The sequence below is a fragment of the Herpetosiphon gulosus genome, assembly GCF_039545135.1.
Taxonomy (GTDB): Bacteria; Chloroflexota; Chloroflexia; order Chloroflexales; family Herpetosiphonaceae; genus Herpetosiphon; species Herpetosiphon gulosus.
Genome location: NZ_BAABRU010000008.1, coordinates 138,178 through 151,509 on the forward strand (window position 1 = coordinate 138,178; position 13,332 = coordinate 151,509).

Below are 13,332 nucleotides of genomic sequence, written 5' to 3' on the forward strand. Positions count from 1 at the left end.
GCCGGATGTTTTTGTTTAATCGTTGAGCGCAAATAGCCATTGCTGAGGGAAATGCACATACACCGTTTGGCCAATTTCGCGAATTGCTTGGGCTGTTTCGCGTGCTACAACCATTTGCTCGTTAGTTTGCAAACGATATTCCCAGCGCTCACCAAGGTAGCGCCGTTCGATAATTTGGGCTGCAATAGTTTGAGGGTGAGCCTGATCGTTAATTTGGATATGCTCAGGCCGAATTGCAACGTGCCTTGTATTCGGGGCAAAGTTTCCATTAAATTGACCAAGGCTGCTGCAAAATGTTGCGCCTTGCATCTGCCCCGCAATAATTGCTCCAACCCCCACGAATTGGGCGGCGGCACGGTTGGGCGGTCGCTCAAATAGTTCCATTGAGTTCAAATCGGCAATAATTTCACCGTTGATCAATAAGGCTGTGCGTTGCGCCAACGCCAAGGCCTCGCTTAAATCGTGAGTCACGATGATGGTGGTCATGTGTAATTCGCGATGCAGCCGCGCAATCACGCCTTGCAAATTAACCCGAATTTCGGGATCAAGGCTGCTCAACGGCTCGTCGAGCAACAGCACTTTGGGCTGAACTGCCAAAGCTCGCGCAAGCGCCACGCGCTGCTGCTGCCCGCCTGATAGTTGCTGCGGTTTGCGCTGCTGCATGCCGCTCAATTCAACTAATTCTAAAAGTTCAGCCACTTTTTGGACAATTATTTTTTTGGGTGTTTTGCGAGCTTTCAAGCCAAAGCCAATGTTTTCGGCTACCGAGAGAAACGGAAATAAATAGGGCTGCTGAAACAGCAAAACAATCTCACGTTGATGAGCAGGCACAGGATTCAGCAAACGCTCCGCCAGCCGAATCTCGCCAGCATCCGGTGCTTCAATGCCTGCCAATAGTTTTAGAATCGTCGATTTGCCTGAGCCAGAAGGCCCAAGCAAGGCCAAAAACTCACCTTGATTGAGCATTAGATTGATATTTTGGAGAATGGTCTGTTGTGCATACAATTTAGTTAGTTGATCAAGTTGCAAATAACTCATGGCCGTGGTGTAGCTCCTGTTGCTGGCGAACCCAAGTAGCGAGCCACCAAGCCTAGCAACAGCAAGAGCGGCGCAATAAAAATCAGGCTCAAACTGGCGATCAGGCTATAGTTGCCGCCGCTGGCTGCTGAAAATAACAACAGCGGCAGGGTGATAATCTTGCCGCCGCCGATCAGCAAGCTCAGCACATATTGGCTCCACGAAATTAAAAATGCCAATACACCAGCCACCACCAAACTTGGCAAGAGCAAAGGCAGGCTGACTCGCCAAAATACTTGCCATGGGCTAGCGCCCAAAACCGCTGCTTGATGTTCATAATGACGATCATAATGGGCCAAACTACTGCCCAAGGTCAGCACCACATACGGCAAAACTGGAATCAAATGCACCAACATCACCCCAAACAGCGTGCCAGCCAAGCCTAGCCGCAAAAATACGATGTTCAAGCCAATGCCTGTGGCAACGCTCGGCACGACCGTTGGCAGAAAAAACAAACCATAGATTAAGCCACGCCCACGAAATTGCTGCAATTCCAAGACTCGTGCTGCTGGATAGCCGAGAATCAGCGCTAAACCACTCACGCCTATCGCGATGATCAAGCTTTGCTCAAACCCCCGCCGCACCTGTGGATCGCGCAATTGACGCATAAACAGCCCACTATCCCAGCGTTCAGGCCACAGCGTCGGAAAAAACCAGCCTTGAGCAAAGGCATACACCAGAAAAATTGCGATGGGCACAATTAATAACAACGCTAAGAGCAATACCTGCCTGCGATAACTCATGGTTGCTGCTCCGCTCGTCGCCACCGCCAAGCCAAGCCCACCACTACCAGAATAATTAAACTCATCAGCATGCTTACAGCCATACCCTCAGCTCGCGCTTGCAAATCGGGATTGAGAAATAGCTCCAAGGCCATCGTTGCTAGCATTTCAGGGTAGCGCACCCCAACCAAGGCTGGCACTTCGTAGGCTCCAAAAATAAAACTAAACACCAACAAGCTCCCGCTGATTAAGCTGGGAGCCAAGAGCGGCCAAAGCACCAAGCGCAAGCGTTGCCAACGATTAGCCCCCAAACTTTGGGCCACCAAAAGATAGGCTCGACCTTGTTGACGTAATGTTGCCAAGCCGATGAGCAGCAAAAATGGCACTTCCTTGGTGATATAAGCCAGAATAATCCCAATGCCCCAGCGATCGCGCACCAATACCGGAAAATCCTTGGGCTGGTCGAGCCAACCGACGGCAAAGCCGATGCGGGCCAAGATGCCGCTTTGACTAAGCACCAACAGCAAGGCCATGGCCCAAACGCTATGCGGAATCGCTAAGTGCAAATTGCTGACAATGCTTAGCCCGCGATAGTGCTGTTGACGCTCGGCGATGCTGCTGAGCAAGCCCAAGCAAATGAATGCCGAGCCAAGCGTGGCGGCAAGACTGACCCACACCGAAAAAAGCAGAGCTGACCACCATTGGCTGCCAAGCTGCTGGCCGAGCAAAACATTACGATAGGCCGCCAAGCTTAGCTCGCGCTGATCTAAAAATGCTAGCCAGCCAAGGCTTTGGGCGATGCCATAGCCAAGGCTGCTACCAAACAAACCGAGCATAATGATGCTTGCTGGCGCTAATCCAAGCCAGTTGCGCCATTTAGCCATTGCAATTACTTTCGCAACACATTGGCATCCCAGCCTTGCTCAATCAAACTTTGATATTCGGCGGCGATATCGCTGCGCAACGATTTGGCCAAATCACTGGCAGGCGTGGCTGGATCGCCCAGTTGTTGGGCGGCACTCGCCAATTTGGCTGCCAAAGCCGGGTCGCTGACCTTGGTTGGGTCGATGCCATAGCCCAAGCCAAAACCATTTTCCGGCAAAATTTGGGCTGCTTGAAGTTCAGGGTCGAGAATCAAATTGGCTAATACCAAGGCCGCTGCTGGATTTGGCGCGGTGCTGGGGATGGCGACATAGTTGAAATCGCCGATCATATTATCATCAAAGACAAATGCTCGGGCACTTGCTGGCACTAAATTTTCCTTGATCAACGAGCCAGCTCCAGCGATTGCTTGGGTGATTGAAAAATCAACTTCGCCATTAGCAAACAGGCTGTGTAATTCGTTTTCGGTTTTGGGGTAGGTGCTGCCTTCGCGCCACAAGCAACCTTCTAACTGATTGAAATATTCCCACAACTTGGGCGACCATTGATCCCATAATTGCTGATTGAAAGCTCCGAGCCATTGTTCAGCGCCGCCACTGACTTCAAACAAGGCTTGTTTGACAAAGCGTGTACCCTGAAATGCGCCTGGGCCAGGTGCGATATAGGTAACTTTGCCCGGATTGGCGCAGGCATACTCCTTGAGCGCAGCATACGAACGGGGCAAATCGCTGGCTTGAAGCTTAGCTGAATCGTAAATCAACTGAAATTGAGCCGATGACCATGGGCTTTCGAGGCTTTCGACTGGCTCGCCAAAATCCAGATTGACTGCGGGATTGTTCCAGTTGACATATTTGCTGTTGGGCAGGTTTTGGCCCCAATCGCCACGCAACAGTTTAGCTTGTTTCAAAGAGGCAAAATTTTCGCCGTTGATCCAAATTAAATCGACAGCGCCAGTAGTTTTGCCCGCCTCTTTTTCGCTGAGCAACTGATTGACCACATCGACGGTATCGGCGACTGGCACGCGATTGAGCGTAATATTGTAGCGTTCTTTGAGTGCCTTGCCATAAAATTCATCAACAAAGCGATTGATGCTATCCGAGCCACCCCACATATACCAGTTGACCGTTTGGCCATTGGCGGCCTGCTCAATCCTGGCCCAATTGCTCAGATCAAGGTCGGTGTTGCTGGGAGCGCTGGTTGGTGTTGCGGCATTGCTGCCACAACTGGCGATGATCAGGCTCAAAAGGCCAATCAACAACCCCAAATTCCAAATCCGTTTGCCTGCGGTTGCTTGCATAACTCTGTGTTTACCCTCGGCTAGGCCGCTGGTTTAGCGGCTTCACGACGCTTAAGCCAGCGCGAAATCGCGATACTGATCATAAAAATAATAACTGAGCCAGCAAAGGCCCAAGGATTAAACGAAAACTCGGCGTTGGCAAAATCGCCCTCGAACGATGCCCCAAATAGCACAAAGGTCAGCGTGCCAGGAAACGAGCCGAGCATGGTTGCCAGCAAAAATTGCTTCCAGTTGATCCGCAAAATCCCTGCCAGATAATTCACTAAATCGTAGGGCAAAAAGATCAAGCGCATCAACATAATCGTTTCGAAGCTGTTGCGGCGTAAACGCTCGATATAGCCATTTACGATGCCGGTTTGATTTTGGTTTTGTTCGGGTTGGCCGAAAAAACGCCCAATCGTATAGGCTACGAGGGCCGAGCCATTGGCCCCAATCACGGTGTAAATCAAGCCCCAAACGCTGCCAAAGACACTGCCGCCAGCAAGCGTTAAAAATGTGGCTGGGAAGAAAATCAACGGGCGTAGCAGGTACACCCCAATGTAAATCAACACGCCTATATCGCTTTTGAGTAGTTCGATTAATTGACCAACCGCCGCCGCAGGCGAAAGCTGATTGCGCCATGAATACCAGAGATAGCCGCCAACCAGCAACACCCAAAACCCCGCAGCGAGCAATTTTTGCCAATGGCGTTGCCAAAACGATTTGGTCGATGTCGATGTGCTAGTGGTCATGGCGTGGTTCCTCGCGAAGATAGCGTTTGGCCCAAATCAAGCGCTGGCCAATCGTAACGACAACCAAGGCAGTCATCAGCTGAAATAACAGGCTCAAGTGGCTGGGGAGTGCAATAAACAAACTGAAGAACAGCACCGTTTCAGTGCCTTCGATCAAGCCACTCGGCATGGCGATGCTGGTCATAGCGGCTTGGGCTTTAGCTCCTTGTTGGCGTTTTTCTAAAATTGCCGCCAAATAGGCCCACGAAATTGCATTGACATAAAAGCTGCTGATCAGGCCAGCGGCAGTCAAGGCATTGCCAAGCGTCGGTTGCCCCGCCACTAAGCCAATCGGCAGCAAAGCATAAATAATCACATCGAGCAGAATATCGATGTAGCCACCTAAATCGCTTTGCTGGTTGCTTAACCGCGCAACCGTGCCATCAAGCCCATCGAGCAGCCGATTGAGCAGCCAACAGCCAAAGCAGGCCCAATACATTTGTTGCCAAGCGCAAATTGCCGCTGCCAAGCCGCAACCAAAGGCTGCCAAGGTGATGATAGTTGGGTGTACACGCTGGAGTCGTTGGGCGATTGGGGCTAATAATTGCTCTTTGGGTTGGCGTAAAAACTGATCGACCATCGCCTATAGCTCCTTGTAACGATCGAAGCTATCGTAGCTTAAAGATTGAGGCTAAATTCTTAACAGTTGATGATCTATCGGTTATTGGATAATCTGCATTCCCTCACCCCTAGCCTTACAAGGGTCGGTTTTAACGTTCCCTCACCCCCAACCCCTCTCCCACTGCGGCGGGAGAGGGGATTTCCAATCATCATGATGCAATCCCCCTCGCTCGCTGGGCAGGAGAGGGGGCTAGGGGGTGAGGGCATGCCCTAATTAGGATTGATGCTCAGCTTGCCAGTTTTCGCGCACGGCGACGACCTGCTCTTGATTGGCTCGCACATCGCTGGTGCGATCGTTCAAACTGGCGAGCCATGCTTGGCCTTCGGGCGATGTATACCATTGGACGGTTTCCAAAAAGCCTTGTTGGAACGAATAGCGTGGTTGCCATCCCAACTCGCGCTTGATTTTGCTCAAATCCATGGCATAACGGCGGTCGTGGCCAGGGCGATCAGCCACAAATTCCACGCTATTTTCAATTGTCAACGAGCGATCAAGATATTCGCTCATAATGTCGAGCATGGTTTCGACCAAGTGATAGTTGGAAAGCTCAGCCTCGCCGCCAATTCCATAGGTTTCGCCAATTCGGCCTTTTTGAATCACCAAAGCGATCGCTTCGCAGTGATCTTGGACATGCAGCCAGTCGCGGATGTTGCGGCCAGGAATGCCTTCAGCATCGGTATAGAGCTTCACTTTTTGGCCTGCTAACAACAGCGCAATCGAACGAGGAATCAATTTTTCAGGCGTTTGGAATGGGCCATAATTGTTGGTGCAGTTGGTGATGGTAATTGGGTATTTGTGGGTGTGGGCAAAGGCTCGCACCACATGATCCGAGGCTGCTTTGCTCACAGCATAGGGGCTACTGGGATTATAAGGATAGGTTTCGTGGAATTTTTGGGGATCATCGAAGGCTAAATCGCCAAATACTTCATCGGTCGAAACATGGTGAAAGTGGCCGACCCCAGCTTCGCGGGAAGCTCGTAGCAAGCTAGCAGTGCCTTCGATATTCGAGCGATAAAATTGACGTTCCATTTCAAACTCGCCCAATGAGCGATCAACGTGGGTTTCGGCGGCAAAGTGCACCACCAAATTGACCCCCGCCAACAGCTTGAGCATGGCTGGGTAATCGCAAATATCAGCCTGCACAAACTGGCAATTAGGGCGCTCGCGATAGCCTGCCAAGTTGCTTAGATGGCCTGCATAAGTCAGGGCATCAATTACCACAACCTCATCAGTAGGATTCGTATCCATCCAATAACGCACAAAGTTGGAGCCAATAAAGCCTGCCCCGCCTGTAACTGCAATGCGCATAAAAACCTTGGAACCTTTCTATCGTTGGAATGTCTGAATTGTCGTCAATAGTCGCTGCATTGTGGATGATAGCGGGGTAGTTGTCAACTTGGCGGGGATTAGAAGCTTGGTGCGGTGCTGGGTAGGCTGTTGAAACTTGCCATAGGGCTTGAATCTCTATGCCCCAAAATTGAGCCAGCACCCTCAGCGTAAAATGAAGGTGCTGGCCTGCCAAACAGCATTACATTTTGGGCTGAGTTAGGCTAAAAGTATTGCCAAAGGGATCTTTGAAAGTGGCTTCGATCCCATAAAATTGCTCTTGCGGCGGAGCCACAAATTCGACCCCACGCGCTTGAAGCTCGATATAAGCGCCATGACAATCGGCAGTTTGGAAAACGCCTGGCCCAACCACACCGCTTTGCAAGACCGAGCGCATTTGACCAACAACCTCAGTGCTCATCATCGTGCCGCCTTCTTTGACTTCGAATAGCACCAAATCGAGCTCAGGCTGGGTTTTGGGGCCGACCGTCAGCCAACGAAAACCATTATCTAACTTCATATCCATTCGCACGTCAAAGCCTAATTTATTGACATAAAAATCGTAGGCGACATCGTGGTCGAGTACATAAATCGTTGCATGCGAAAGTTTGGTAATCATTTGATTGCTCCTAATACATTATTACGAACATTTGTTCATAAGTTGAGTATAGGCTGATCAGCGGCCAAAAACTTCTTGAAAATTGCGCAGTTAGTGCTTGTAGCTCAAACCAATGCCAAAAATCGTGAGATAGCACGAGGGTACAAAGCGCCGAGGTAGGCTGAAACCTTGGAAGTTGCGGCGGCGATAGTGGCTGGGCGCATGGCCAGTGCTGCGTTGAAATAGGCTGCTGAACGAGCCGAGGCTCTGAAACCCAACCGCAAAACAGACTTCGGTTACCGATAAATCACTAGCGACGAGCAACTCACGCGCTCGTTCGATCCGCCGATGAATCAAATACTGGCGAGGGGTAATTGCAAAATTGCGCTGAAACAGGCGCAAAAAGTGATATTGCGAAAAGCCAATCTGCTCAGCCAGTTGTGGTAACTCTACTTGGTCGGCATAGGTGCCATCGATATATTGGCGGGCTTGCCATAATAGCTGCTTGGTTGCTGCTGATGCCAGTTTCATGCCACCCCCAAATACAGCTATTATAGCAAACTTAAACTCTAAATCAATACATTTGTGCGTATTTTTTGATTAGCGCAAGACAAAGACCTTGCCACCAGAGCCAGGTACTTCGATTGTGGCCATGCCTTCGGGCGTTTCACGATCGTAGTTGTAGACCCATTCGTGCCATAAGCCACCAACCGGAAAATGCACGTCAAGGTATTGTAGGGTGATGCCAAAATTCACCACGACAATCACATGTTCGCTGCCATCGTCGGCCCAGCGATAGTAGGCCAACAATTTGCGCTCAGCATCGATGGCGACTGGCCGAATATTATTGCCAACCAAGGCCTTCGATGAGGTACGCAATTGGATCATGCCACGATAGAAAGCATGCAAATCAGTGCCCTCAGACGTTTGCAATAACTCCCATTTGAGCACATTTTTATCGATCGTGCGCTCAGTATCCATGCCAAATTCTTGGCCATGGTAGAGCATCGGCACACCAGCAGCGGTAAACAGCACAATCGCGCCCAGCCGCGATTTCAAATATGCCGTTTCGCGGCTGATATTTTGGTTGGTTTGGGCTTCGTAAACAATCCGCTGCTCATCGTGCGATTCAAGATAATTGATCGCTTGGGCATTATCGCTATAGCCAGCATTGCGAAAATCAATTATTCCCAGCGTGGCCTCAACATTGCCATATTGATTGCCCTCGAAATCGCCTTCGCGCAAGTTGGCAAACATTTGCGAATGAAACGAACGATGCCACGATGAATCCATATCAGTTTGATGCACCATGCCAGTATAATCTTTGAGATTTTCGGCAATCAAATAGACATGCGGCTTGATTTGGCGAGCTTGCCAGCCCAAGAATGAAACGCCATTCTCGCCGTCAAAGCCAATTCCCTCGGCGTGATCATAGCGAAAACCGTCGATGTGCATATCGCTGAGCCAATAGGTTTGCACATCGCTGAGCAACTGCTTAACCGCTTCGTTCCAATGGTTCAAATCGGGGAAGCCCCACGGGTTGCCGTCGCTGCTAAAGTAGGGGCTTTGATCATAGGGATACAAATAGTTAATTGGGCTAGAGTGATCGACATGATTAAACACCACGTCCAAAATTACCCCAATGCCATGTTGGTGGGCCGTATCAATCAACTCGCGCAAATCGGCGGGCGTGCCGTAGGTCGATTCGGGGGCAAAGAAATAGGCCGGATTATAGCCCCACGACCGATCACCAGGAAATTCAAATAACGGCATCAATTCAATCGCGTTGACCCCTAAATCTTGCAAATAGGGAATTCGTTCAGTGACGGCTTTGAATGTGCCAGCTTCACTAAAATCGCCAACATGAATTTCATAAATCACTAATTCATTCAGCGGACGAATGCCAAAACTATCGTCCTGCCACTCGTAGGCTGGCTCGCCAACATGAATAATCGCCTGCGGCTGATCGCCACCAGCCCAGCGCAATTCACGAGCATAGGGGTCACCGATGATCGTCTCGCCATCAATCACAAATTGATAGGCATATTCGCCAGCGGCCAGATTTTCTTTGATAATCCACCAAATCCCGCGATCCGAAACATTTAATCGATCAGCGGTCTGGTTCCAATCGTTAAACGAGCCAATTAAATGGACACTCTGCTTCCATGGTGCATACAGGCCAAACGCCACCGCGCCATTGCCTAAATCGCGTGCACCCATCCAAATCCCATTGGGCAAACTAGCCACCGTTGGTGAAGCATCAGGATTGGCTTCGTTTTGCATATATGTGAACCTCATCGACTAACTAAATCACTAGCTACAACTCTAGATTATCAATTTCCAAACCTCACATAGCAGAGTCTATGCCACAAATGGAGGCTTTGGCAAACCAATTAAGCCCAATTAACGCACCAAATATCAGGTCACGACCTGATGTCAAGCCCTTTTAAGCTGATTAAACTAGCTATACGCCCGCCACAGCATCGATTTATAGGAGTGAGCCAATGATGTTGCACGCCAGCAACGAACCAGCCCTTGATGATGGGTTGCAACGTTATCTTAATGAAATTGCTGAAACTCCACTCCTGGCGGCAGAAGAGGAGCAAAAGCTAACCCAAATTGTTCATGTAGCGCGTCAAGCTCAGCCCACCCCAGCCTGTCGAATTGAACGTTGCCCAAGCTGTGCCCTATTTGAGCAATGTGTAACCAAACTCAAAGAGCCAGCCCACGAACAATTGGTGCGAGCCAATTTACGCTTGGTCGTCAGCATTGCCAAGCGCTATCGTGGCTTTGGCCTGCCCTTCCAAGATTTAATTCAAGAGGGCAATATTGGCCTGATGAATGCGATCGAGCGCTTTGATGCCACTAAAGGCGTGCGCTTCTCAACCTATGCTACTTGGTGGATTCGCCAAGCGATCACTCGTTCGTTGGCCAATCAAGGTCGATTAATTCGCTTACCAGTGCATCGCTGGGAGCTGTTGATTAAAGTGCGGCGGATCGAAACCAAATTGCTGCAAGCACTAGGCCGCGAGCCAAGTGCCCACGAAATTAGCACTGCCTTGGGTGTCCCCGAAGAAAAAATTTGCGATTTACTGAGCATCGCCCAAGTGCCAATCTCGTTGGCAACCCCTAAAAATGAAGAAACTGATATGTTGCTCGGCGATAGTTTGCCCGACGAAGATTGGGAAGATGAACTCGAATGTTTGCTGACGAGCATTGATGCCCAATATACCCGGGCCATGCTCAACCAACTCTCCGAGCAAGAGCAAGAAGTATTGACATTACGATATGGCTTAAAAGATGGTAAAAGCCGTTCGCTTTCCGAAGTTGGAGCAGTGGTGGGCCGTACCCGCCAACGGATTCAACAAATTGAGGCGGGCGCATTGCAAGTCTTGCGCACTCAGTTATCACAATAGCTGAGCTTAAACGATGAATAGCTATTTGATGGTCGCAGGATTACTCACCGTGCTCATGGCGTTAGCCCATAGTATTTTTGGTGAACAATTAATCTTGCGGCCATTAGCGCGTCAAATCCAAACCACCCCTAACCACTTGCTCCAATCGCGCCTGCCAACCTTGCGTTTTACATGGCATATCACCAGTGTGCTCGGCTTGGGCATGGCTTGGCTCTTTTTCGATTGTGCCCTACAAGCTCAACTCAATCCTAGCCAAATTTTGCTCTTGCGTACCAGCTCAATCACCTTTATTGTTTGCTTTGGCATTGCCCTGATTGGCTCACGTGCCAAACACCCCTCATGGATCATCTTCTTAATTATTGCTGGGCTGACGTGGCTCAGCACCAGCGCCTAAAATCAGCTATACTATCCGCACAAACGAGCTATTGATTGAGTGGGTGTTTATGCCAAAAATTCTGAGTGCTGAATTTCATCAACGCCATTCGTTGGTGGTTGCGCGTGAGCTTTTAGGTTGTAGCCTAGTACGACGCTTGGCAACTGGCGAAGAATTACGTGGGCGGATCGTTGAAACTGAAGCTTATACCCCTGATGATCCTTCGTGCCATGCCCATCGCCGCAATACCCCTCGCGCCCGTTCGATGTTCCAGCTTGGCGGCATCAGCTACGTCTACATCATCTATGGCATTTATCATTGTTTAAATGTCGTGACCCAAGGCCTTGGCGAAGGCTCAGCCGTGCTGATTCGAGCGATTGAACCCTTGAGTGGCAGTGCCACGATGGCCCAACTTGCCCAAAAAGATCCTGCCAAGCCCATGCGAATTGCCAGTGGGCCAAGCATGGTTTGTCGGGCCTTAGCGGTTGATAAAAGCCTTGATGGTATTGATCTGAGTTCACAACAGGCTGGCTTGTGGTTCGAGCAAGGCCCAAGCATTCCAGATCAGGCAATTGTGCAAACTCCGCGGATTGGGATTAATAGCGATCCGCATACTGTGGCTGCACCATGGCGCTTGATTGTGGCTGATTCAAATGCATTGAGCGGCACACGTCGCCAAAATCAAGGGCAAACGTATCAACCACAGCCCGATTGGTTCCAAAAACAAGCTATCTAGCTATTTTAAAAGCCATTTGACACAAATCCACCTTTTATGTCATTATTAAGCTGTTCGTGGTATAACAACCAACACACTACCATGACTCCCCAGAGCAGGATACGGTTAAGATTTTGGCAATAGCCTACCGTCGAGGGCTATTACCACCCTTTTAGCACGCTAGTGTTGGAGGATTCATGGCCGCACCAATCGTTCAAGCTGATTTTGAAGTAATGGATCAAGTTGCCCAACGCCTCAGCAAAAATGCCGAGAGTGTTACGGCAATGCAAAATACGCTCAAACAAACTATTGAAAACTTACGTTCTACATGGCAAGGTGATGCTGCAGTTGCCTTTCAGAACGAAATGCAAGCTGATATTTTGCCTGCAGTTCAACGGCTGATCAATGCCTTCCAAACCGCCCAAAGCACAACCTTAGAAATCAAGAAGGTGTTACAGCAAGCCGAACAAGAGGCTGCCAATTTATTTAAAGGCGACCCAACTGATGGCTCAGCCAGCACCCAAAGTACTAGTTCAAGCGCTGGTGGTGGTGGAGCTTCAAGTGCAGGTGGCGATACTGCCGCAGCCAGCGCTAGCCCAAGTAATGTTGGGGTAATGGCTGGTGGCACCAGCAGCGCTTCTGCCAGTGGCAGTGGTGGCGGCGGTGGCGGCGGTGGTGGCGGTGGTGGAGCTGCCTCGGCCCAAGCAAGTGGTGGCAGCGGTGGTGGTGGCGGAGCTGCCTCAGCCCAACCAACTGGCCAACCCAAGGCTACTAGTGGCGGTGGTGGCGGTGGCGGCGGTGGCGGAACTGCCTCAGCCCAACCAACTGGTGGTAATGCAGCCGCTGGGGCAAACTCAAACCTTGGCAAACTCTCTGAAAAATACGAAACTGGTGGACGTGGCCCAGGCACTGTTTCATCGGGTAAAGGCGACCTTGGCGGCGCTTCGTATGGCTCATACCAAATGACCAGCCAAACTGCCATCAAAAAAGACGGCAAAATAGTCTTTGTTAATGGCGGACGGGTCGCTGAATTTTTGCGTAACCCTGCTGGCGAACAATATGCCAAAGAATTTGAGGGCTTGAAGCCTGGTAGCGCTGAATTTACCGCCAAGTGGAAGCAAATCGCTGCTCGTGATCCACAAGGCTTTGCTGCTGCCCAACATCAGTATATTGAAAACACTCACTATCAGCCCCAAGTCAACAAGCTCAAGGCTGCTGGCTTTGATGTAAACAACTACTCACCTGCAATGCGCGATGTTGTTTGGTCAACTTCAGTCCAACATGGCCCAGGCGCAAGTGTGATCACCAATGCGCTCCGTGGCAAAGATCTCAGCCAAATGAGCGAATCGCAAATTATTAATGCGATTTACACCGAACGGAGCAAAACCTTAGATAATGGTCGCTTGGCCTATTTCAAGAACACCAGCGATGCTGGAGTTATTCAAGGCTTGAAAAACCGCTTCGTCAACGAACGCAAAGATGCCTTGAACATGTCGGCAAATCACTAAATCTTGGTCTTTTTTAGCAAATGCCC

General features: G+C 50.1%; 14 protein-coding genes. 4 read left to right on the forward strand and 10 right to left on the reverse strand.

The features are described from left to right. Positions 1-15: 15 nt before the first annotated feature. The 10 genes from ABEB26_RS12665 to ABEB26_RS12710 all read right to left on the reverse strand — a co-directional run bounded on the left by ABEB26_RS12665 (position 16) and on the right by ABEB26_RS12710 (position 9,577). Positions 16-1,038 carry an ABC transporter ATP-binding protein gene (locus tag ABEB26_RS12665; protein WP_345722379.1) on the reverse strand — a complete coding sequence of 341 codons (1,023 nt, stop codon included), beginning with the start codon at positions 1,036-1,038 and terminating at the stop codon, positions 16-18. Further along, positions 1,035-1,820, reverse strand: coding sequence for an ABC transporter permease (locus tag ABEB26_RS12670; RefSeq protein WP_345722380.1), 786 nt, complete (start codon positions 1,818-1,820; stop codon positions 1,035-1,037). The genes ABEB26_RS12665 and ABEB26_RS12670 overlap by 4 nt, the downstream gene beginning before the upstream one ends. After that, positions 1,817-2,683 carry an ABC transporter permease gene (locus ABEB26_RS12675; RefSeq protein ID WP_345722381.1) on the reverse strand — a complete coding sequence of 289 codons (867 nt, stop codon included), beginning with the start codon at positions 2,681-2,683 and terminating at the stop codon, positions 1,817-1,819. The genes ABEB26_RS12670 and ABEB26_RS12675 overlap by 4 nt, the downstream gene beginning before the upstream one ends. A 5-nt stretch (positions 2,684-2,688) precedes the next feature. Then, positions 2,689-3,978 carry an ABC transporter substrate-binding protein gene (locus ABEB26_RS12680; RefSeq protein ID WP_345722382.1) on the reverse strand — a complete coding sequence of 430 codons (1,290 nt, stop codon included), beginning with the start codon at positions 3,976-3,978 and terminating at the stop codon, positions 2,689-2,691. Positions 3,979-3,998: 20 nt separating this feature from the next. After that, positions 3,999-4,709: a TVP38/TMEM64 family protein gene (locus tag ABEB26_RS12685; RefSeq protein ID WP_345722383.1), complete on the reverse strand. Its 711-nt coding sequence runs from the start codon at positions 4,707-4,709 to the stop codon at positions 3,999-4,001. Next, entirely contained in the window at positions 4,699-5,328 is a 630-nt protein-coding gene (locus ABEB26_RS12690) for a CDP-alcohol phosphatidyltransferase family protein (protein WP_345722384.1), read from the reverse strand. The genes ABEB26_RS12685 and ABEB26_RS12690 overlap by 11 nt, the downstream gene beginning before the upstream one ends. A 255-nt stretch (positions 5,329-5,583) precedes the next feature. Further along, a complete protein-coding gene (gene rfbB / locus ABEB26_RS12695; RefSeq protein WP_345722385.1) occupies positions 5,584-6,678 on the reverse strand; it encodes a dTDP-glucose 4,6-dehydratase in 1,095 nt (364 codons plus the stop codon). Positions 6,679-6,898: 220 nt separating this feature from the next. Next, entirely contained in the window at positions 6,899-7,315 is a 417-nt protein-coding gene (locus ABEB26_RS12700; RefSeq protein WP_345722386.1) for a VOC family protein, read from the reverse strand. 90 nt (positions 7,316-7,405) lie between these two features. Next, entirely contained in the window at positions 7,406-7,825 is a 420-nt protein-coding gene (locus ABEB26_RS12705) for a helix-turn-helix domain-containing protein (RefSeq protein WP_345722387.1), read from the reverse strand. Positions 7,826-7,894: 69 nt separating this feature from the next. Then, complete coding sequence (locus ABEB26_RS12710; RefSeq protein WP_345722389.1) at positions 7,895-9,577, reverse strand: alpha-amylase family glycosyl hydrolase; 1,683 nt, start codon at positions 9,575-9,577, stop codon at positions 7,895-7,897. A gap of 221 nt (positions 9,578-9,798) precedes the next feature. Between ABEB26_RS12710 and ABEB26_RS12715 the strand changes: the two genes are divergently transcribed. The 4 genes from ABEB26_RS12715 to ABEB26_RS12730 all read left to right on the forward strand — a co-directional run bounded on the left by ABEB26_RS12715 (position 9,799) and on the right by ABEB26_RS12730 (position 13,306). Next, positions 9,799-10,710 carry a sigma-70 family RNA polymerase sigma factor gene (locus ABEB26_RS12715; protein WP_345722390.1) on the forward strand — a complete coding sequence of 304 codons (912 nt, stop codon included), beginning with the start codon at positions 9,799-9,801 and terminating at the stop codon, positions 10,708-10,710. A 13-nt stretch (positions 10,711-10,723) separates the two neighbouring features. Continuing rightward, positions 10,724-11,104, forward strand: a complete 381-nt coding sequence (locus tag ABEB26_RS12720) for a hypothetical protein (RefSeq protein ID WP_345722391.1) — start codon at positions 10,724-10,726, stop codon at positions 11,102-11,104. 49 nt (positions 11,105-11,153) lie between these two features. Next, positions 11,154-11,819 carry a DNA-3-methyladenine glycosylase gene (locus tag ABEB26_RS12725; RefSeq protein WP_345722392.1) on the forward strand — a complete coding sequence of 222 codons (666 nt, stop codon included), beginning with the start codon at positions 11,154-11,156 and terminating at the stop codon, positions 11,817-11,819. 176 nt (positions 11,820-11,995) lie between these two features. Next, positions 11,996-13,306: a WXG100 family type VII secretion target gene (locus ABEB26_RS12730; RefSeq protein ID WP_345722394.1), complete on the forward strand. Its 1,311-nt coding sequence runs from the start codon at positions 11,996-11,998 to the stop codon at positions 13,304-13,306. Positions 13,307-13,332 lie beyond the last annotated feature (26 nt).